We start from the raw sequence: 20542 nt of genomic DNA on the forward strand, positions 1-20542 counted from the left end.
TTTTTATGGATAACACTCTATTTAATTTTCTGGTCGAGCAATTTGGTATCGACCGCAACGCAATGCCAGAGCCTTTGGGCGAAGGGCATATTAACCAGACTTGGTTGGCTTACAATGCCAATGGCCCGCTGGTACTGCAAAAACTCAACACCGAGGTGTTTCCCAGTTCAGAGATGTTAATCAACAACTTCTCTCGAGTGGCGACCCACTTGCTCAATAAGCAATCCCAAGGCAGTTACCCTTTTTCTGTGCTCAAACTGTTGAAGAACCGCCACGGCGAAGAGTTGACCATTGACCCTCAATGGGGTGCTTGGCGCGCATTGAGCTTTATTGAAGATACTGTCACTCTGCAAACCGTCAACAGCGAATCGCAAGCCTATCAAGTGGCCTATTCGTTTGGCGCCTTTGGCCGAGCGCTAATGGATTTAGATGCCCGTGATTTGGGCGAAGTGCTAACCGATTTTCACCATTTACCGGCGCGATTAAGCCAGCTTGATCAGGCCATTAGCTATGCGCAGATGCACCCAAGCACGGTCGATGGCATCAGCCGTTTTGAAATGGCGCGAGAGGCCTTGGCCTTTGTTCAGTCGCAATCGGGTATCGTTGAAGAGATTGCGGATTTGCAAAGCCGTGGGTTGCCTCTGCGAGTCACTCATAACGATACCAAGGTCAATAACGTGTTGCTCAAGCGCTCGGACTACAGCGCCAGTTGCGTGATAGACCTAGATACCGTGATGCCTGGTTATCTGATGTATGACTTTGGCGATATGGTGCGCACCGTGACCTCTCCAGAACGCGAAGACACTAAAGATACCGATGCGATTGTATTGCGTCCAGGCATGTTTGCAGCGCTAGTGGATGGTTATCTCGATAGCATGAAAGGTGAACTCACCGAATTGGAAATGGACAGTTTGCTGCCCGGTGCCAAGCTGTTGATATTCATCATTGGAGTGCGCTTTTTAACCGATTTCCTTAACGGTGACAGTTACTTTGGCGCCGATTTTGAAACGCACAACTTATTGCGAGCCAACAACCAGTTCGCTCTGCTCAAGAGCCTTCTGACGCAAGAGCCTAAACTGCAACAAATTGTAGCCGATGCCCGCGAGCGCATCGCTAACAACCCCCTTTCCTGACAACGCCACCAAGAGATTGCTATGCGCTATATCGATTTTCGCTCAGATACCGTAACTCAACCCACCGACGCCATGCGCCAGGCCATGGCCAACGCCGAAGTGGGTGATGATGTGTTTGGTGATGATCCGAGCATCAACCGTTTAGAAGAGAGCTCCGCCGAGCGTTATGGCTTTGAAGCTTGCTTATTTGTGCCTTCTGGGACTCAAGCAAACTTGCTGGCGATTATGGCCCATTGCCAACGAGGTGATGAGTACATTTGCGGCCAGGATGCACACAACTATCGCTTTGAAGGTGGTGGTGCCGCGGTATTGGGTAGCGTGCAGCCGCAGCCTTTGGCGAACAACCCTGATGGCAGTATCGATTTGGACTTAATCAAGGCCAACATCAAACCCGACGATAGCCATTTTGCGCGCACGCGCTTGTTGAGCCTAGAAAACACCATTGGTGGCAAAGTGCTGCCGATGGACTACTTGGCAAAAGCGCAAGCCTTTGCCTTCAATCAGCGCTTAAAACTGCACTTGGACGGTGCTCGAGTGATGAACGCCGCGGTAAAGCTCGGGGTGAATCCGGCAGACATCATGCAGCACTTCGACAGTGTTTCTGTGTGCTTGTCGAAAGGCTTGAGCGCACCTGTGGGCTCGATTTTACTGGGTGATGAAGCCACCATTGGTCGCGCTCGACGTTTGCGCAAAATGGTCGGCGGCGGTATGCGTCAAGCCGGTTGCTTAGCGGCTGCAGGGCAGTTGGCACTGGATACCATGGTAGAGCGCTTGGCTGAAGATCACGACAACGCCGCTTATCTGGCCAAGCGTTTAAACGAAGTGGATGGCGTTGAGTGCGATGAGTCTCTGGTGCAAACCAATATGGTGTTTGCCAAATTTGCCAATGATTACGATGTGTTGGCATTGGGACAGCGCCTGAAGGACAAGGGTGTGGTGATTTACAAGGGTAACCCGCTTAGGTTGGTGACCCACAAAGACGTTAGCCGTGCCGATGTGGATACCTTTATTGAGGCGTTGAAGCAGAGTATTTAGGCTATTGCGCCCGTGGTTCTTGCGCCTACCGTCGTGCTCGCGGCTTATACCGTCGTCCTCGCATCCTACCGTCGTCCTCGCGGCCTGTCGTCGTCCTCGCACCCTACTGTCGTCCTCGCGAAAGCGGGGACCTAGCTGGTTGCTAGTTTGCGGTTGGGTGGATTCCCTTTTTCAAGGGAATGACGCAAAAAGGGGCCAATCGGCCCCTTTTGTCTAACTATCGATTCGTTTAGTGCAGCTTCAAGTGCGGACGCACAATGCGATTGATGCCCTTCATGAACATCATCAAGGTGCCGCGCCAGAAGCCGTGGATCTCAATCAAGTGACGACGATATAGCGAGGTGTAAACAAATCGAGCAATCTTACCCTCAACCAATACACCACCGCCTAAGAAGCTCATCAAGTTTCCGACCGTGTGGAACTTAGACATGTTCACCAAAGAGCCCAAGTCTTTGTAGATGTATTCTTTGTCGGCAGTGCCACCCTTTAGCATGCTGATAATGTTATCCGCTACCATTAGTGCTTCTTGACGGGCCGCTTGGCCACGCGGTGGTACCCAAGAGCCGTCGGGTTGTTGCAACGCCGTACAATCACCAATCGAGAACACGCGCTCGTCACGGGTGGTTTGACAGGTCCCTTTCACCACTAGCTGGTTGATGTGGTTACTCTCCAAGCCGCCAATGTCTTTTAGGAAGTCAGGTGCTTTCACACCAGTCGACCAGACCACCATATCGGCGTCAATGCGCTCGCCATCAGCTGTGGTTAAGCCGGTTTCGTCAACCTCGACAATGCGAGTGCCGGTGCGCACATCCACACCAATCGCGTTTAGCTGCTTTGCGACTGACGCTGAAATCTGTTCTTTTTCTACTTTAGGCAGGATACGATCATCGGCTTCCACCAGAGTCACATCCAGCAGATCAGTAGAAATTTTGTAGCCAAAACCACGCAGCGAGTTAACCGCGTTGTGCATTTCTGCTGACATCTCAACACCGGTGGCGCCCGCACCCACAATCGCAACTTTAATTCTGTCTTCTAATTGCTGGTGGCTGGCATAACGCATGAACTTGTTCAGCAAAATCTTGCGAATGTCCATGGCTTGCTCTGTGGTGTCTAAGAACACACAGTGCTCCAGTACGCCTGGAATGTTGAAGTCATTGGCAACACTACCAATCGCAATGACTAGGTAGTCGTAGTCGATGCGGCGGCTTGGTAAGAGTTCGTTGCCTTTTTCATCGGAAATCGGTGCCAAAATCACTTGGCGATTGTCACGGTCGACGTCTTGCAGAGCACCTTGCTGGAAGTGATAGCCGTGGGCTTTGGCATGACCGCGATAACTCACCGCATCAATGCCTTCGTCCAACGCACCTGTCGCCACTTCGTGAAGAAGGGGCTTCCAAACATGGGCTTCTGCCATGTCAATCAAGGTGACGTGCGCTTTGTTTTTGCGCCCGACCTTGTGGCCAAGTTTGGTGGCAATCTCCATGCCTGCGGCACCACCGCCAACGATCACTATTTTCTCTAACTGAGCCATAGCTACCTCTGAGGTTACAAAATAAAAATCTGAGGTTCTGCTTAAACCTGAATTAGTAGTAAATTTACCACGTAACTGGTCTGTCCTTAGCCCGATCAGACCACTTATGGGAGGTGTGTCACAAAAGTTTTACCGTCAGTTAGCAGTTATTTTGATCTTTTAACTAAAACAGGCAACAACTCGGGTTGTGTTTCGCACCTTAGGCGGACTATTCAGCCAACTGGGCTTCATCCTGTTCGTAAGCGTTGCCAGAATTGAGCTGTGCCACAACCGCATCGGTGAGATTATGTAGCTCAATCGCATAGCGATTAGCACCCATCACGGTTTTGTATTCAACCAGTCCATCGAAGCGGTAATAGTTTAGCTGTGGAAATGGGTTCTCACCCAAATTGAGTTGCGGGGCATTGTGCACAATGATCGCCAAGTCGGCGTATTCGGCTTTGTCGGAACGCAGCAGGACCGAGCCATCGCTCAAACGCTGGGCCACGCTAAATTCAGCTGTGTTGTTGCCTACTTTTAAGTGGCGGCCTGGTACCAGTTCGTGCGCTTGGGTGTTGAGTACCTTTAAAAAGTCCACATCGGTGGAGAACAGTAGTTGAGCGTCGAGTGCCTGCACCTCGTCCTGGCTCAGCGCTTTGGGACGATATACTTCTGGCTGAGGCGCAGCTGGTTTAGGCGCATTTAGAGCGGCAGTTTGTCGCGCTTGGCAGCGCTCAAAAAACTCGCCCACTTGGGCGTGATTGGCAATCTCTAAGCGTCGAGAAAAGTTACCACCAAAAGCATCGATTCGAGCTGGTGCTTGCTCCGCAAATTGCGCTACCTGTGAGGCAGACAACTGACTGGTTAGCACTATGGTATGAGTGTCTGGCTGAAATACCTCATCTACGCCAAAGTAGCCAAAGCGTTCGCCAAAGTGCAGGCGCATGCTTGATGGTGCGTGGTCGATATCTTGGCCCACAAATTTTGCACTCATTGAGGCGCTGTAGTCGCTTTGGTTTAAATCGGTCTGGCAGCTGAGTCGAAGTTCAGTTAGCCCTTGGTTGGAATCCAGTGTCGTCATTACCACCTGGCCCAATTCGGTTTGCCATTGGCCTTGCTCAGTGGTTAGAAATCCGTGGTGGATTTGGCGCGCCAAAGGCGAGGTCAATTCGGAACTGGTACAGCCAACCATCATCAGGCTGGCCAAAAAAAGTGGCAGTTTGGCTTTCACTGAGGCTATCTCATAAGGCGTGGGATTGAATTGGGTCGATTATAAAATCTACTCAAATGGGGTAAAGCAAAAAGCCTGAATCAGTCCTAAACAATTGCCTAATGTTTGGCGAGAGTTCTGATTGAGTTATGTTTTTGTTGCGTTGTGCAGGCTTTAGTGTTGTGCCTCGGCAAAGTCTTTAAAGCGCTGCATGAACAACAGGGATTGCTTCTTGAAACTGCTCGGCATTAGCCAGGCCATTAAGCGCATCATTACGCCTTCGCAGCGAAACTCGGTATCGAATTTCCACAGGGTAGACTCTGGACTGGTTTCAATAAACTGGTTGTCCACTGAATTCCACATACCCTTGGTCTCGTAGGTGCCGGCAAAACGATCCGGCAGATCTTTAAGGGTGATGGTTTCAATCATGGTGATTTCGCGTTTACCCATCAAATAGATGAGCTCGGACTTGGCACCGACTTCACCGGGATTACCCGACAAATGGGTAAAACGTTTGAGTTCCGGTTGCCAGTGGTGGAGGTTGTCTTGATTATCGAAAAGCTCGATCACCCGTGCTCTGGGTAGATTAATTTCCATTTGTAACTGGTATTTCATCCTGTCTCCAAAGAGGTGGAACCTCGCCTGTAGTCCAATAAAACATAGGTGAAACAATGCACTAATGCTAGCTGGCAGAGCTTAGATTGGAATTGTTATACTCAGGTTAAAAATAAAAATAAGGATATGTTTTGACCCGCTATCTCAAGTCGGTGGACCGGCGAATTTTGAGCCTGGTGCTTGGACTTGTGCTGATTTGGTTTGTCGTGTTGTGGGGATTGCCCAATTCAAAGGCCGTAGTTGCCGATTATGCGGCGTTTACTTTTCTGGGCGTCATTGGAGCGATTTTTGCCAATGCCACCGGGGCGGGAGGCGGTGTGGTATTCATACCGGCGTTCGAACAACTCGAATTTACTCACTCCCAAGCGATCGCCACCAGTTTTGCAATTCAGTGCATGGGCATGACTTCGGGCAGTATCGCCTGGAGTCGCTTTCAAGCCTGTCAATCTAGCGCCAACAGCACCTACGACTGGGGACTGTTTTGGCCGATTATCGGCTTTGTCAGTACCTTTAGCATTGCCGGGATTTGGCTGGCCTACGCGGGGAATTGGCATGCGCCCGCGTCACTTACCCTTTCCTTTGCTTGGTTTAGCTTGATCCTCGGCGCGGCGATTTGCGCTTCGAGTATTTGGTTGCCCAACCGCAATGGCGAGGCCGAGTTGCATTGGTGGGACTGGTTAGCAATGGCGGTCATCGGGCTTGTTGGCGGTGTGATTACCGCCTGGCTGAGCGTGGGCGTTGGCGAGATCTTGGCGATATACCTGATTTTGAGACGTTTTCAGGTCACGCTAGCGGTGGCCTGTGCTGTGGTTATCTCGGCGCTGACGGTTTGGAGTGGGTTACCGCAACACGCCTGGCTTAAGCCTCAAGTCTACTGGCAAGTGGTATTGTTTGCCGGGCCAGGTGCGATTTTCGGGGCGATATTGGCGCGCAAGCTGGCCACGCGATTGCCGGTGCGCCAGCTTAAGTTGTTCTTTGGCTTATGGGTGCTCATCATGGGCGCCGCCTCATTGGCCAATGCCGCTGCTCATTAACGAAGCTCGAATCATCCATATCGGTTGCAACTGTTCAGGCTTGCAGTGGTAATCCTGCAATCTGAGCTCTCGGCCGTGGCTGCTGAACTGGCTACATTGGCCTTCGCGCAGCGCTGGTAGCGGGTGAGGGTCGGGAAAAGTTACATACTGCACAGCAGCAGACAAACCGGCCGAGCCTCCTAAGCTGGTGTGACACGGCCAAATCGCCAGGTCGTTGGTATTTTCTACATTGACTAAGCAATGACCAGACACTTGGTGGCGAATTTTACCTTCACGAGTCAGGCTCCATACCTGCGGTAATTGCTGATTACAGCGAGTGAAGACGACTTTGCTTCCGGCGCGAATGTTATTGCTAACCGGCGCCAAACACATAGACGCGCTCTCTCTGAGAATGGTAAAGGCTTGAGGTAACGTTTGTTCTAATATGTCTAGCTTGGCGATTCGATCGGTTTTCGCTAGGTTTTCTGCTGGATGCGCTTGGGCAACACTAGTTGTTAGGGTAACTAGTCCAGTAATAAATAGGGCTTTGCGGATACACATGGCTTGACTCCTGCGGTACTGACGATGAGTCGATTATGAAATCCGCCAGTCAAGAAAGCCTTACCGTCCACTAACCATTGCGTCAGCGCCGTAAGGTGGCACCTTACCAAGTCCAAAAACCGCCGTAATATCAGGGTTCTGGTGGCGATTCTGGTCATCTGGGCTATCTTTAGATTTTCTTGCAAAACTGCTTGGCAGCGGCCTAATGTCCACCTCGAGTTCATCAGAGCAACAGCGCTTTCGCCTCGGCGATTGGTGGGTGCTGCCGGACCGAAATCAGCTCAAAGGCGAGTTTGGTAACGAAACCCTAGAACCCAGAATGATGGATGTGCTGAGTTATTTGTGTCAGCACCAAGGGGAAGTGGTGAGCAGCGAGCAACTGCTTATCGCCGTGTGGCAGGGACGATTTTTTGGGGACGCGCCGGTTCAAAAGTGCATTGCCGGGCTTCGCAAAAAGTTGGGCTGTGATGCGCGCCATCCCAAGTACATCGAAACCTTACCCAAGCGTGGCTATCGAATTGTCGCACCGATTTCTTCGGAAAGTGGCGTACTAAGTACTACTCATTCCAACGCTGAGCCTTGGACCAGTGGTTCGCCTTATCTGGGCTTGGCCAGTTTTGAAGAACAGCACACAGGAGTGTTTTTCGGGCGCACTCAGGCCATCGCCGAAGTGGTGCACGCGCTGCGTGAGCTGGAACCGCAAGGGCAGGGCTTCTTGTTGGTATTAGGCCGCAGCGGGGTGGGTAAATCCTCGTTATTGAAAGCGGGTTTGCTGCCTTTGCTGTGCCAAACCGGCGGCTTTGCCGGAATCGAGCTTGCTCAGCAACACAAGCTTGGGGCGCGGGCTGCACAAAGTAGCCATATTGCCTTGATACGCTTGCTCGACGCGCTGCAAAAGTTGGGCTTTATTGATAAGCAAGACTCTGCCGAAGCGCTTGCCAAGCGTCTTGAAAAAACACCTCAATCGCTACAGGGCTGGCTCAAGCCCAACGCCAGTAAGACCAAGGCGCTGCTCATTGATCCACTAGAGCAATGGCTACTCGAACCAAGTTTGTCGGCGCATGCTCAATCGCAGTGGGTCCAGTGGCTACAGCTACTGGCCAAAACCCGAGGTTTGTTGTTAATAGGGGCGCTTCGTAGCGATTGTTACGGCGCGTGTACCGACATTTCTGGCTTTATCGAACTCAAGCGCTCTGGCGTTCAGTACGATGTGAAAGCGGCGGCACCGGGAGAAATTGCGCAGATGATCCGGGCACCGGCGCAAGCCGCCGGAGTTGGCTTTGAGCAAGACCCTCACTCAGGTGAGCGCCTCGACGATCTATTGCTTGAAGAAGCGGTCAGTCATCCTGAAGCCCTGCCGCTACTGCAATACACACTGGCTGAGTTGTTTCACCGCCGCCAGCAAGGCCAGCCAATGCTGCTCAGCGTTTACCATCAAATGGGCGGGGTTAGCGGCGCGGTGGCGCAACAGGCAGAGGCCAAGTATCAAGGGCTAGACGATAAGGCCAAAGCCTGTTGGTCGCGCTTGATGCACCAGTTAGTAAGCTACTCAAGCGCCAGTGGTCAAGCCAGCGCGCAACGCTTGGCGATGGCCAAAATAGGCGACGACACTAGCAAAAAGCTGGTACAGCAATTCGTTGCCGCTCGGCTGTTTGTGGTGGAGCAAGACGAGCGCGACCAGCAACAGTATTTGCGCATCGCGCACGAAGCCTTGATTCGTCAGTGGCAGCGTCTGAGAGATTGGATTCAGGATAATCGCACCGCGTTGGCCAAACACGAATGGTTGCAAAGCGATTGCCAGCGCTGGCTTAATGCCAATCGCAACCGCGAATACTTGCTGAGGGCGCAGCAACAATTAGCCGATGCTCGCTGGCTCAAAGGGCGCGAGGACATAGGCCTATCTGACGATGAGTTGGCCTTTATTGACGCCTCTTTGTTGCGCGCTAAGCGTATTCGCTGGCTGCGCCGAAGTGGCGTTGCCGCGCTGATATTACTCAGCGTCTCAACCTTTAGCTTTGCTGTGGTGGCATGGCGAGGACAGCAACAGGCCAGTGCCGCTCGAGAGGATGCCGAGGCATTAGCTGAGTTTATGCTGGTAGATTTGCGCGACCAGCTCGAGCCGATTGGCAAACTGTCTTTGCTCGAGAGTGTGGCTCAGCGGCTGTTGAGCTATTACCAAGGGGTGAGCAGCTCCAACGCACCAGCGCGTGCCGAAGCACTTAAACTCAGTGCCGAGATTGATATTGGCAAGGGCCAGTACGCCAGTGCTCAGTCCAACTTGGAGCAAGCGCAACAGCTATTAGAACAGTTTCCGGTTGAGACCCTAGCTTCAGACAAGCGCTTATTGTTGGCCCATGTGTATTATTGGCGCGGGCTAATTCCTTACTATCAGGGCGATCTCGAACAAAGCAAACGATGGTGGCTTGGCTATCTAGAACGGGTGGAATCACTGCAACAGTACCAACCTGAGAATTCGGAGTGGCAGTACGAACTGGCACAGGCGCATCACAATCTCGGCGCGCTGGCTCGCCGCCAACAAGACATTGGCAGTGCTCGTTATTACCTAGACCAAGCAGTGGTTCACAAGCGCCAACTGATTGCTAGCGAGCCCGAAAACCTGGAGTACGCCCAGTCGTTGGCCAACAGTCTTAATTGGCAAGTAACACTGGAATCGCGCTACGGCGATCTGGCCATGGCACGGCAAATCGCCTCAGAGGCCAGCACCATTGCTGAGTTCATGCTCCAGCAACAGCCCGATGATTTTGATGCCAAATACAAGTGGCTCACTGCCGCCAATATCACCATAGGTGCCTATCTGGACTCGGGTGATATCGACGGTGCCAGATACCTCTACAAACAGTCTCACCAAACCGCTGAGGACCTCTACCAACAAGATGCCGACAACAAAAGTTGGCAGGTTCAGCTCGCTTTGTATCAGTTGCGCGGGCTGATGTTAGCGCACACTCAAAGCGATGAGCATCAGCGCCAACACCAACAGCTGGCAGAATTACTGGGACAAAGGCCCATAGATAATCGGCGCTGGCTGAGAACCTACCTGCGCTTTCAAGCCAACAACGAGTGCGTTTCGCACCCCAGAACTCAGCAAGACATTCAGTCATTGGCCAACTGGCTAATGTCAGAACGCGCTGAGTTTTTAGTGGATAGCTCACCGGCGTTGGTATTTAGCTTATCGATGAGCGCTGATAGTGAGCTTCGCAATCAATTGATCGACTATTTGCGGGAGCAGCTGCCGCAACCCACGGGTCACAACAACTTATACCTGTTGTTGGGCCACTATTACCTAGCCAGTCTGGAAAGGAATCGCGAGCGAGCGCAGGAATTGTTGCAGTCTATCCGCGCCAGAGGTTATCGCCACCCCCAGTTCGAACGCTGGCTAAACGCTGATCTAGGAGGCGATAATGAGTGACAAGGGATTTAATTTGATGGTCTGGGGACCGGTTGACGGTAATCCTCACGCGGATGCACCGAGGGACGCTGAAAAGGCTGACCGCACAAAGGCGGCCAAAGACTATCGATTTCTGTACGACCACAAGGTGATTCGATTCTCTAAAAGCGATAACCAGCTATTGGTTAGCTTTCGCTTTGACGAGCGCACCGCGGGGCGCTATCAATTTCGTTGGGTAAATGCACGTCCAGGGAGAGGCGGCAATCCTTGGGATTCGGGGGATGGCATTCGTCTGCAGTTACTGTCGATGACACCCAATGAGCTCAAACTGGAAATCGACCCCACGGTTCATCCGGAAGGTCACCCCAACACTCGTAAGGCACACATTCACTTCGATGTTTGGGTAAAAGACACTTGGCCGAATGACAACGGAGAAACCGTCCATTTTCGTTGCGATCCTGAGGTGATTGTGGAAGATTAACTGTCATGCTTCTGTCGTAAATGGCGCGCTAGAATGTGCGCCATTCACATAAGCCTTGCGGCGATAATAAAAAACTATGTCCAATAGCGTCAGTATCTTAAAGCAATTTTTTATTCTTGGGTGTCTAAGCTTTGGTGGGCCTGCCGCTCATATCGGCTACTTTCGCCAGACCTTTGTCGAACGACTGAAGTGGCTGACTGATGCTGAGTACGCCCAGATAGTCGCCTTGTGCCAATTCTTGCCAGGACCCGCATCCAGTCAGGTTGGTTTTGCCTTGGGTTATCGCCGAGGTGGCTTGCTTGGGGCACTGTCCGCTTTCGTTGGATTTACCACGCCATCGATACTTTTGATGCTGGGTTTAGCCATTGCCTCCAGCAGTTTGATGGGCACCACCTGGTTTGAGGGGCTGATGCACGGTCTTAAATTATTGGCCGTGGTAGTAGTCGCCGATGCCACTCTTGGTATGTACCGCAATTTCTGTACCAGCAAACTGGCGGCGGCACTTTGCGTTGCCACTGCAGCGGCTTTGCTGACGCTCCCTAGTCTGATCACGCAGATGCTAGTGTTGGCAGTGGCTGCAGCAATTGGCCAGGCTTACTTAAAGAATAACGACCAACCTCAGGTAGCCAGCCAAGGCATCAACTGGTGGCCACTGCTGCTGTTTGTGGTGCTATTTGTCAGCCTGCCATTGTTGGCAAAAAGTGGTGGTCTTACCGCCTTATTTGGTGACTTCTTTCAAGCCGGGGCCTTAGTGTTTGGCGGCGGCCATGTAGTACTTCCTTTGCTGCAGAAATTAGTCGGCGCCCAACTCAGTAGCGATGTGTTTTTGACCGGATACGCGGCGGCGCAAGCGGTGCCTGGGCCAATGTTTACTTTTGCTACCTTCCTTGGCTACGAGCTAGCGCCCCAAGCACCAATTCTCGGAGCCTTGCTGGCCACCGCAGCTGTGTTTTTACCGGGCTTTTTGTTGATTCTGGGATTGTTTAATCACTGGCAAGCGTTAGCTAATTCGCCTCGACTCAGCGGTGCTATTAATGGCGTTAATGCCGCGGTGGTGGGATTGCTGTTAGCGGCGCTGTACCAGCCGGTGTTTGTATCGGCTGTGCTCAATGCTACCGACATGGCACTAGTGGTGGTGGGGATATATCTGCTTAAGCGTCAACAGTGGGCTATTTTGTGGCTGGTACTCTTCTTTATTGTCAGTGGAGTAGGGCTAAGCCTGTTGGCCTAGCCCGGTTGGTTATTCGCTAGTGGCTTGCGTTACCGACTTTCGCTATAAACCTTGCTATAGAGAACAGCGCTAGTCGTGTAAGTGGAGTAACTCAATACCATCAGCGGTTTCCTCAACCACCAAATAGCTAGTGGATTGCTCGGAAAGATCGCCTAGGTCTAAGCTTCCCAACAACAGAGTCTGACCATCCTCAACATAAGTCACCATCGCCTGATAGCTGTCATTTGGCAGGGTTAATAGCCCCATGGCATTGCCCAAACCAAGCACCTTGTAGGTTGCGTTATCTATGGTTTCGTCAGCGCGCACCAAGTGTACGCGAATCGAGGTGTAACTGTGGCTTAGGTTGGCAATTTGTAGCTGGTGGCTGTACAAGCTATCGGACACCATGTCTTTACTGGTAAGCACGCGATAGTACTCAGTGATCTCACCGCTATCCTCGTCCTCTTCAAACTGACGGTAGTAAAACACCGATTGATGCTCGTTGGCCGCCAATGACAACAAGTGGTTCTCGGACAGCAATTCTCCCGAGTCGGCATTCCAGCTCTTCATCGAATAATCGCCGTACTCCAGCTCAATAGGGGCGCTAAAATGTCCGTGAGAAAGGGCTGTTAGCTCACTCTCACCTGTACTACCAACTACTTGCCAGTTAATGTTATCAATGTCTTGATAGCCGTTGAACACTCGTACCTGTGCGGTATTGTTGGTGTCGACCAGTTCTGTTGTGTAGTGCAGCGACACTATGTCCATGCTGTATGGCGCCGCACCTGCGCCTAGGTTATCGCGGATCACCAGTTTGTACTGATTGTTGTAGGCAAAGGTAATGCCCTGCGATTCCATGATAGGTGTTTGCTCGCCCGATTGGGTCAGATAAAACTTATAGTCGCCTAAGTCCAAATTATGAGTGTCGGTCATTTCGAGTGGCGCTACGCTTTGAAGCATCTGCGCGTCTTCAAAGCTTTCATGGGCGGCCGAGTAATACACGTCCAGACTGAGCTCAGTATCTAGGTTGAAAATGCGCGTATCAAAACCTTCTTCGGGACTTTCCAACGCGAATTGATATTGCTGGACTTGAGCGTCTTCAAGATCGCCCACCAAGGCCACCCAGGTGTATTGGTCGCTAGAGATATTTAGGTCGTCTTCCCACACCACTTGAGATTGGCCATAGGTGTCGTACCACATGAGTTGCGCTGGGTAGCTGCCGGTCTCGACATCAGAGGTGTAGGTCGCTTGACTGAACTCGGCTGAGCCGTAGAGGGTTTCGTCTAATTCCAAATAGACTTGCGGAGCGTTACTTGAGCCATTGTATAGCTGTAGATGCCCCATGGCATCGTCATCATCACTGCCGCAAGCGCTAACACCTAGAGCGAGTGTCAGGGTTACGATAAGGGGTTTGAAGGGCGTTGAGAACATCATGGTCTTCCTTAATGAGGTGGTTCACTCGTGCTTGTTTTGCCACCCTTACGACCAGTTTTAAACCCTTGAGTTTCTCCTTTTACCTTTCTTTACATTGGTTTACATAGGCTTACCAAGGAATACTCTGTCCGCGCCAATCCAAGTAGCTCGCGGTACCATCTCGCTGTTGTTCTTCAATGAGCTCAAGTAGCCTTTCGGCGACAAAATCCGGAGTCAGTAATTGCCCTTGCTTAAGTCGGCCTTGAAATGGCGCTGAGAGCGGCGAGTCAGTGGTGCCTGGATGAAAAGCGAGGAGTTTGACGTTGCTGGCGCGGCGTCGGTATTCGATAGCAGCGGTCTGAATCAGCATGTTGAGCGCCGCTTTTGAACAGCGGTATGAGTACCACCCGCCCAGACGATTGTCGCCAATACTGCCCACACGAGCGCTAAACAAAGTCACCGTTGCTGGTTGGTCGTGGCGCATGAGCGTCAATAGCTTCGCCAACCACAAAGAGGGCACTACCAAGTTCACCTCCATCAAAGTAAGCATGGTTTGCCCGGATAGCTGTTCAAGGGCCTTTTCTGGTTGGATTGAGTCGCGATGCAGCATGCCATTGCAAATAAATGCCTTGGTAAAGTTACCGTTCCATTCGCTCAGCTGCGACACCAATCGCTCGATGTGTTCGGGGGTATAATCGCAACTGTAGTGACGCAGGCGAGGGTGGCTGCCAAAACGCTCAACAAACTCTGCGGTAAATTCACGACTAATGGCGACCACCATCAAGTCACTGTCTTCAAGCAGTTGTCGGCACAATGCCTTGGCTATTGCGCTACTGGCGCCAACTACTAATGCAAACTCTCGCGCCACGATAATAATCTCCTATGACGTTAACTAATTAAGCTACGCCATAGAGTTTGAGAGCGATCAGTCCGAGTAGTGGTTGGCCAAGATTTGGGCGGCTTGCTGGTGGCCGAGTTGAGCGGCTTCGACGAAGGCTGCGTGGGCTGCGGGGCTATTAACTTCGCCGCCTATGCCTAGCTGATACATTCTTGCTAGTCGAAACAGGGCCTCGGGATGGCTTTGATTGGCGGCGTGTTTGTACCAGGCACGAGCCTGGTAGGGCTGTTTTTTGCCGTAGGTGCCTTGTTCGAACAATGAGCCGAGCTCAAACTGAGCACGGGCATGGCCGTTTTGCCCGGCTAACAGAAAATGCCGATAGCTCAATTGTGCATCAGCTTCGCCACCTTCACCGTGTCGGTACATCAGCCCCAAATAGTAATCCGCTTCCGGATAGCCATTAGAGGAGGCAATCTGAAACAAGTGTTTAGCTTTGTGGAAGTCAGGCTCTGTGTGTAAGCCTTTGTAGTACATGACACCAAGATAATAGCGCCCGGCAATCGAGCCGTCTTGAAGGAGAATTTCAAACGCCTGTTGATATTGGCTTTGCTTCGCGCCCACCACGGTATCAATGGCGTACTTGAGATCGTCCTTGGCCGATGCTGGCATCGGTTGGGCAATCAGCCATGAAATTAGCGCCAACAAAACAATCCGCATAACCTTTCCTTGTCGCTGAGGATAGTGTTATCCCTACAGGGACTCAAACCCGAATTGACCGCTTAGGCGGCTGCTCTATCGTGCTTAGCTATAGGAAGACGAGGCTATTTTAGCCACACTTTTTGGTAAGAGGAAAGCTCGTACAATCAGTTGCTTAAAAAGACTTCTAGGTTTGAGAAATGAGCGACAAAAGCGTCAAAAATCATCGCGACCGACAATTCAATGACACTATATTAGGCCGCTTTTGATGCTAGTTTTCGGTTTCAGACAGAAGGTCGAGTATGCTCATGCCTCTACTCGGGCTTTTACTTTGGTTTGATTATTAATGTCTCGGCTTTGCTTGAGCTGTTGATCGCTGGTTTCGACCAAGTTGAGCTTTGTCGCACGATCATACAAAACAATATTGACTGTGGCGGCGAGATTCAAACAGCCTTGAGTAGGCAAATAGACCACATGTTCAGCCCTATCAATGATGTCCTGAGAAATCGAACCGTCTTCTGGGCCGAAAACATAGCGGGCATTGGCCGGGTGCTCAAAATCGGTTAACGGGGTGGCGCCTTCGACAAGATCGACACAGACAATCTGCTCGTCGTCATTGCGCTCATCGAGAATATGTTGAAGGTGCTTTTGGCTAATTTGTTCACCGATCTTGTGAGTATCGGTGCGATACCGCGCAGCGCGTTGGTAGCGCTCTCCGGTAAACACCAGTTGCTGAGCTTGAAAACAACCCGCGGCACGTAAAGCAGAACCAACGTTGCTTGGGCTTTTTGGGTTGATTAGGGCAATGGTGGCCTGATACTTCGACATTTTTGGATTCCCGTTAGGGCTGCTACATAAGCGGTTAGAAATTGCTGAGCGCAATTTATCAAAATTGGTGGCTATGGCAAGTGGTGCTTGAGCTTGATGTTGTGGCTAACAGTGCCTGTAACCGCCTTGCAATAACAAGCCTGAATGAAAGTCGGTGGCAATTGATTAGGGAGAGTTCTGGTGGGATATGGCCTCCCCACTAGGGAGAGATCTGTATCAAATTTTTATAGTTAAAACAGTGTCTTAAACTTCGGTGTCGTCGCCCGTGTCTCCATAGGCCTGTAAAGGCGTTTGAACGAAGCTTAATCCTACTCTGGGTTTGACCACCGGCGAAAAATGGGAGGATGCAACCTCCCACTATAATCGTGATAGTTAATTAGGACTTAACTACACTGTCAATTTCTTTGTAGATACGGTCGGCTAAGGATTCCAACTCTGCTTTCGTTGTCGATGCTGTTCCGTCAGCGAACAAAGTGTAGGGAATACTGTGTCTAGATACGGCGATACTGCCATTTCGATAAGGAGAGACTTCAATCGTTACTAGAGAGCCATTTATGGAATTCCTGAAGGAAATTGCTTTTCCATTAGCTATATTTGAACGTACATTCTGAACTGAGTATTTTCGTTCGAAGTTTGAAATTACCGAGTCTACTCCATAATCAGAAACCGATTCATGTTTAAAGTTAGAGTTTTTCTCTATAATTATTTTGTCTAATGATGCGTGGATTTGTGCCAGGTCTTTAGCAATGTTCTCATTCGAATCCAAATGATTAATAGGGAAAACAAATGCTTTTCCGGTATGAACGTTAATGCTGTTTGGCGATTTGATTGTTACTTTAAATTTTCCATCGTTATTTTCACCAGATACTGTCATTTCTGCTGTTTTGTAACTTGTGAACTTTCTTCCATTGTCTTTCATGGAGCTAGCATAGTCGACGGTTACTTTATTGCTGCTAGTTCTTACTTTAATTCCCTTGTTATAAGTGTTGCTATACCCCATGGTTAGTTTTTTCGGTCCATAAGGCCGATACGAAGAGTACTTTAAGATAGCTTCTTGTAATTGCCTATTAACTTCATACAAATCAACATTGCCGAGCTCGTTAGAAAATTCGATTACTTTTTCAGTAGAAGCTAGTGGCATGTTGGCTTCTGCGGCATGTTCTGTGGACTTACACCCGGGCATTGCTAGTAATATTGCCGTTGCGATTGATGCTCTGTAAATGGACTTCATCTGCTTAATTCCTTGTAATTTGGGCTATAGATTGTTATCGATATATTTCTTGCCATACTTGTTGAAAAGTTTTCTAATGTACTTATATTCCTCTCTATTTGCTTAGGCTCTAGATTTAAAAATATTCTAGCTCCATAGTTTATTATATTTGGATTGTTTGGGTTGGCGTCGAAAACTAGAGTGCCATCGGCCAGGTACACGAACAATTCCAAGCTGTTGTTATTTAATTTATTGGGCTGAAACTTCTCATAGAATTTTACTTTTTTTAGTTCGCCTATACAGAGGCTTAACTCTTCAGGCCAGTAATAATTATGCTGCCCAAAGTAAGAAAGCTTTCCTTCTGAGATTACAACTTTGTATTCAGGGCAATTATCTTTGGCTTTGTATAAGATCCTTGCATCGAGCCCTGTTGTTCCTCCTGACTTTAGCCCCCTCATCGCGGTAGTTGATATACATCCTGACAATAGTGTTAGCGCAACAAATGTTGCGAATAATCTATGACGCATAAACTCATCATCCTTAATAAGTGTTTTCTTTATTTTTTATTGTTAATAGTTGATTGGTTAAAATTAAAATCCGAAATGATTTTATGATCAAATTTAAAGGTTGGGAAATAGAATGCACTTCATTGTTGTTAGGTGATCAGGGTCTTGAATGGGGTGGTAACTCCTTTGTTTTCAGCTCATAACTAGCGCTTCACAATACTGTCTTAATTGTGTCGGATTTGTAATTCCAACATCCTAGCCTAAGGATGGGTTATAGCTACAAAGACTAAAGCTTGCGTCAAAACAAATATCCAAAGAAAATAATTGACAAACATTTGTACTGAAACTCTTTTTGTAGACTCGGCGCAAGGTTAGCGCCTTGTGAGGTTGTTGTTAGTATTTTGTAGCGCTTGGTTATCAAAGCGTGATTTTGTCTTTGGGCTGAACTCACAGCTCAAAGCAGCAGTTCATGTGTGCGCGAATGTTCTTGAGAACTTGCTGTCTAACGTACAGATGGCAATCTATGAAAATTCGCTCACACCAAACTGGCTTTTGAGAAGAACATTGCAAATACATGATGCCATTCAGCTTAGCAAGCAGCAAAACGGCTTTCTTTAACGTTTTAACGGTTGGTTCCGGTGATAGATTTTGAATGTGTTCCTATGTTCAGATCTAGAACAAATTTGAGACATGGCTGGGATTTGGCGTCTGGATTATAACGACGAGCGCATGCACGTATCGCCGATAGTTGCTCCTTCGACGGAATATCGCCAGAAACTATTAGGTGAAGTTCTAGTTTCTAGTTGTGTCACGGGTAGGGGAGCGAACACTACTCAATAATTTCGTACCTGGTCCACCGTCATGTGCTCAAAATCGCCAAGGTTGACTCGGGTTTTGGTCCTTTGGAACTTTTTTCTCAGTTTAAAACACTTCTGACCTTTAGTCGTCACAAAAACTTGCAGAGTGCTAATTTCCGTATCTCCGTATTCGGCGACGGTATTGGGTGTGTCCAGGTTTTTAATCCGACTGACGGTGAATTTGAATTTTTTCATCTCGAACCTCTGAGCCTGTAAATGGGATATGGGCGATACTCAGCTGACAAGTGGTGGCAGAGCGAGTGGCGTGCCACCCAGAGGCCACCTTTTCACTCAAAACACATCAAATTGAGTACAGGCGAAAGATACGAGGACTTGGCGCAAAGCCGCAACACACTGGGGTTTTAGCAAAATGGGTCAAAGCGGGTCAAAGTGCCTAAAAGAAGGGTGGCCTCCCCACCAGGACTCGAACCCGGATCGGCCGCTTAGGAGGCGGCTGCTCTATCCTGTTGAGCTATAGGGAGACAGGGCTATTGTAGTCACACTTTTTGGCTAGAGGAAAGCTCGTACAATCAGTTGCTTAAAAAGCCAGCGAAGTTTGAGGAAAAAGTGTCACCAGCTTCAAAAATCATCGCGGCCGACGTTTTGATGACACTATTTTAGTCCGCGTTGGAAGCGGGCTCTTCACTCTGTTTACAGATTGGTAACTCGAGCGTGTCGCCACTGTTTAGCGCCAGCGGTACCACTGACCAATCTTGCACGATCCGAGCGCGCCGGGATTCAAGGTCAACCACGGTGACGGTTGCGGTTTGCTGTTCAAACGGTTTGTTCGCAGCCCCTTTAAGTTGCAGTTTGTCACCAATTTTAAGTCCGTGTTCGGCACCTAGGTCAACATACAGCCTGTTGCCGCTAGATTGACGCAATGGCGCACGCAGCGGACGTTGTTGTATGACAGAGTTTACCTCTGCGGCAATCCAATCTGTGGTGGCACTGAGAAGCTTGCCAAAGTCCGAGCGCTGAAACTTGCGTGAATTAAGACTGACTGCCTCGTCGCGACTGAAATCCCAATCCTCCTGTCGCTCAATAACTTTGTTCCAAATCGCGCGACCGCTAGTGCCATCGTATAAATTGACGGACAGTACCATGTTCCGCTGTGGGCTTGATTCAAACAGACCGCCAACAAAGCTCTTGTATGGACCGGTTGAGAAATCCACAAGTTCTAGCTGTAGCAGGTATTGATCGCCACTAGCGGAAATTCGTTGGGCGCGTGCGTCGTCACTGGCTTTAGCTAAATGCTCTAGCGCTTTAGCTTGTGTGCGTGCGTATGACTGTTGGCCAACTTGATTCATGCTGCGCGCTAACTGAGCCGCCAACCAAGTTTCGATTTCAAACACTTGACCTACGCGAAGCTGACTTGGGTGTTTAACTTGTACCTTGGGAATGAGCACGCTGGCGCGATACTGGCTATCCGAAGCGATACAAGAGGGCTGCGCAATAGCACCCAATACAGCACCCATTTCTACGGTAACCCTGTTAGGTTCTTCTGCAAGCGCACCGAGGCTCAAGGTCAACAAGGACCCCAATCCAAACTTAAAACAGCGAGTGGTGAATCGACGCATGAGTCTTCCCTTAGGCTGTAACACTGTTACCCAGAGTGGACTGCGTATTGGTTTGGCCTTTGTCGTCGTAGGTCAGGCTGTTGGCATTACGACTGGCCATCAAGGCTTGTTGAAAACGCTGCAAGCTCGCCAAGTTAAGGTCGATGAGGGTTTTGTTGGCTTGGCTTTGTTGTTGCACTGAGGCTAACTGCTGCTTTATTTCGGCAACTTGCTCAGCAAGTCCTGTGTCTTGCGTAAGCGTCGCTTGTTGAGGATGGACTTTGATTTGCTCGTCGGTTTGTGCCAGCTCAACCAGGGCTTGTTGCTGATTCGCGTTGAGCTCTAATAAACGTTCGGCATTTTGCGCTTCTAGCGCTGTCTTTTGCTCGGTGGCAATGCTTGCCAATTGAGCCAAGGTTTGTTTTTGTTGCACCAATAATTGACTGAGGTCAGCCATACCCACT

18 protein-coding genes and 1 tRNA gene are annotated in these 20542 nt (G+C 49.9%); 6 read left to right on the plus strand and 13 right to left on the minus strand.

The genetic code is table 11. From position 1 onward, the window contains the following. The first annotated feature begins 5 nt into the window (after positions 1 to 5). On the plus strand, positions 6 to 1133 hold the full coding sequence (locus tag CLC93_RS10675) for a phosphotransferase enzyme family protein (RefSeq protein ID WP_095505946.1): 1128 nt from the start codon (positions 6 to 8) through the stop codon (positions 1131 to 1133). Between the two features lie 21 nt (positions 1134 to 1154). After that, the gene (gene ltaE, locus CLC93_RS10680) at positions 1155 to 2168 is read left to right on the plus strand and encodes a low-specificity L-threonine aldolase (protein WP_095505947.1); all 1014 of its coding nucleotides are present in this window, start codon (positions 1155 to 1157) and stop codon (positions 2166 to 2168) included. Between the two features lie 229 nt (positions 2169 to 2397). Here ltaE and CLC93_RS10685 read toward each other — a convergent pair whose 3' ends face one another. The 3 genes from CLC93_RS10685 to CLC93_RS10695 form a co-directional block, all read right to left on the minus strand. Then, positions 2398 to 3699 (minus strand): NAD(P)/FAD-dependent oxidoreductase, encoded by a 1302-nt coding sequence (locus tag CLC93_RS10685; protein ID WP_095505948.1) that lies wholly within the window; start codon positions 3697 to 3699, stop codon positions 2398 to 2400. 208 nt (positions 3700 to 3907) lie between these two features. Continuing rightward, positions 3908 to 4909, minus strand: coding sequence for a hypothetical protein (locus tag CLC93_RS10690; RefSeq protein WP_095505949.1), 1002 nt, complete (start codon positions 4907 to 4909; stop codon positions 3908 to 3910). A gap of 153 nt (positions 4910 to 5062) precedes the next feature. Beyond that, positions 5063 to 5503, minus strand: a complete 441-nt coding sequence (locus tag CLC93_RS10695) for an SRPBCC family protein (protein WP_095505950.1) — start codon at positions 5501 to 5503, stop codon at positions 5063 to 5065. Between the two features lie 131 nt (positions 5504 to 5634). Between CLC93_RS10695 and CLC93_RS10700 the strand changes: the two genes are divergently transcribed. After that, positions 5635 to 6537: a sulfite exporter TauE/SafE family protein gene (locus tag CLC93_RS10700; RefSeq protein WP_095505951.1), complete on the plus strand. Its 903-nt coding sequence runs from the start codon at positions 5635 to 5637 to the stop codon at positions 6535 to 6537. On the opposite strand, the gene CLC93_RS10705 is transcribed toward CLC93_RS10700, so the two are convergent. Further along, positions 6511 to 7077: a ricin-type beta-trefoil lectin domain protein gene (locus tag CLC93_RS10705; protein ID WP_095505952.1), complete on the minus strand. Its 567-nt coding sequence runs from the start codon at positions 7075 to 7077 to the stop codon at positions 6511 to 6513. The two genes, CLC93_RS10700 and CLC93_RS10705, sit on opposite strands and share 27 nt — an antisense overlap. A gap of 205 nt (positions 7078 to 7282) precedes the next feature. Here CLC93_RS10705 and CLC93_RS10710 point away from each other — a divergent pair, with 205 nt between their 5' ends. From CLC93_RS10710 to chrA, 3 genes are all read left to right on the plus strand, one after another. Beyond that, entirely contained in the window at positions 7283 to 10504 is a 3222-nt protein-coding gene (locus tag CLC93_RS10710) for an nSTAND1 domain-containing NTPase (protein ID WP_095505953.1), read from the plus strand. Beyond that, positions 10497 to 10964 (plus strand): hypothetical protein, encoded by a 468-nt coding sequence (locus tag CLC93_RS10715; protein ID WP_095505954.1) that lies wholly within the window; start codon positions 10497 to 10499, stop codon positions 10962 to 10964. Before CLC93_RS10710 ends, CLC93_RS10715 begins: the two co-directional genes overlap by 8 nt. Positions 10965 to 11040: 76 nt before the next feature. Then, positions 11041 to 12195 carry a chromate efflux transporter gene (chrA, locus tag CLC93_RS10720; protein ID WP_095505955.1) on the plus strand — a complete coding sequence of 385 codons (1155 nt, stop codon included), beginning with the start codon at positions 11041 to 11043 and terminating at the stop codon, positions 12193 to 12195. A 69-nt stretch (positions 12196 to 12264) separates the two neighbouring features. Here chrA and CLC93_RS10725 read toward each other — a convergent pair whose 3' ends face one another. From CLC93_RS10725 to flgN, 9 genes are all read right to left on the minus strand, one after another. After that, complete coding sequence (locus tag CLC93_RS10725; protein WP_141237379.1) at positions 12265 to 13608, minus strand: hypothetical protein; 1344 nt, start codon at positions 13606 to 13608, stop codon at positions 12265 to 12267. A 109-nt stretch (positions 13609 to 13717) separates the two neighbouring features. After that, positions 13718 to 14455 carry an SDR family NAD(P)-dependent oxidoreductase gene (locus CLC93_RS10730; protein WP_245837142.1) on the minus strand — a complete coding sequence of 246 codons (738 nt, stop codon included), beginning with the start codon at positions 14453 to 14455 and terminating at the stop codon, positions 13718 to 13720. 57 nt (positions 14456 to 14512) lie between these two features. After that, positions 14513 to 15142, minus strand: coding sequence for a tetratricopeptide repeat protein (locus CLC93_RS10735; RefSeq protein ID WP_095505958.1), 630 nt, complete (start codon positions 15140 to 15142; stop codon positions 14513 to 14515). Between the two features lie 285 nt (positions 15143 to 15427). Next, entirely contained in the window at positions 15428 to 15949 is a 522-nt protein-coding gene (locus CLC93_RS10740) for an RNA methyltransferase (protein ID WP_095505959.1), read from the minus strand. Positions 15950 to 16325: 376 nt separating this feature from the next. Beyond that, entirely contained in the window at positions 16326 to 17180 is an 855-nt protein-coding gene (locus CLC93_RS10745; RefSeq protein ID WP_095505960.1) for a hypothetical protein, read from the minus strand. Next, on the minus strand, positions 17177 to 17686 hold the full coding sequence (locus CLC93_RS10750; protein ID WP_141237380.1) for a hypothetical protein: 510 nt from the start codon (positions 17684 to 17686) through the stop codon (positions 17177 to 17179). The genes CLC93_RS10745 and CLC93_RS10750 overlap by 4 nt, the downstream gene beginning before the upstream one ends. A 1242-nt stretch (positions 17687 to 18928) precedes the next feature. Further along, positions 18929 to 19004, minus strand: a tRNA-Arg gene (locus CLC93_RS10760). Between the two features lie 135 nt (positions 19005 to 19139). After that, positions 19140 to 20099 (minus strand): flagella assembly protein FlgT middle domain-containing protein, encoded by a 960-nt coding sequence (locus CLC93_RS10765; protein WP_095505963.1) that lies wholly within the window; start codon positions 20097 to 20099, stop codon positions 19140 to 19142. A gap of 10 nt (positions 20100 to 20109) precedes the next feature. Further along, the gene (gene flgN, locus CLC93_RS10770; RefSeq protein ID WP_095505964.1) at positions 20110 to 20535 is read right to left on the minus strand and encodes a flagellar export chaperone FlgN; all 426 of its coding nucleotides are present in this window, start codon (positions 20533 to 20535) and stop codon (positions 20110 to 20112) included. Positions 20536 to 20542: the final 7 nt, after the last annotated feature.

The sequence above is a fragment of the Paraferrimonas sedimenticola genome (assembly GCF_002282855.1).
Lineage (GTDB): Bacteria > Pseudomonadota > Gammaproteobacteria > Enterobacterales > Shewanellaceae > Paraferrimonas > Paraferrimonas sedimenticola.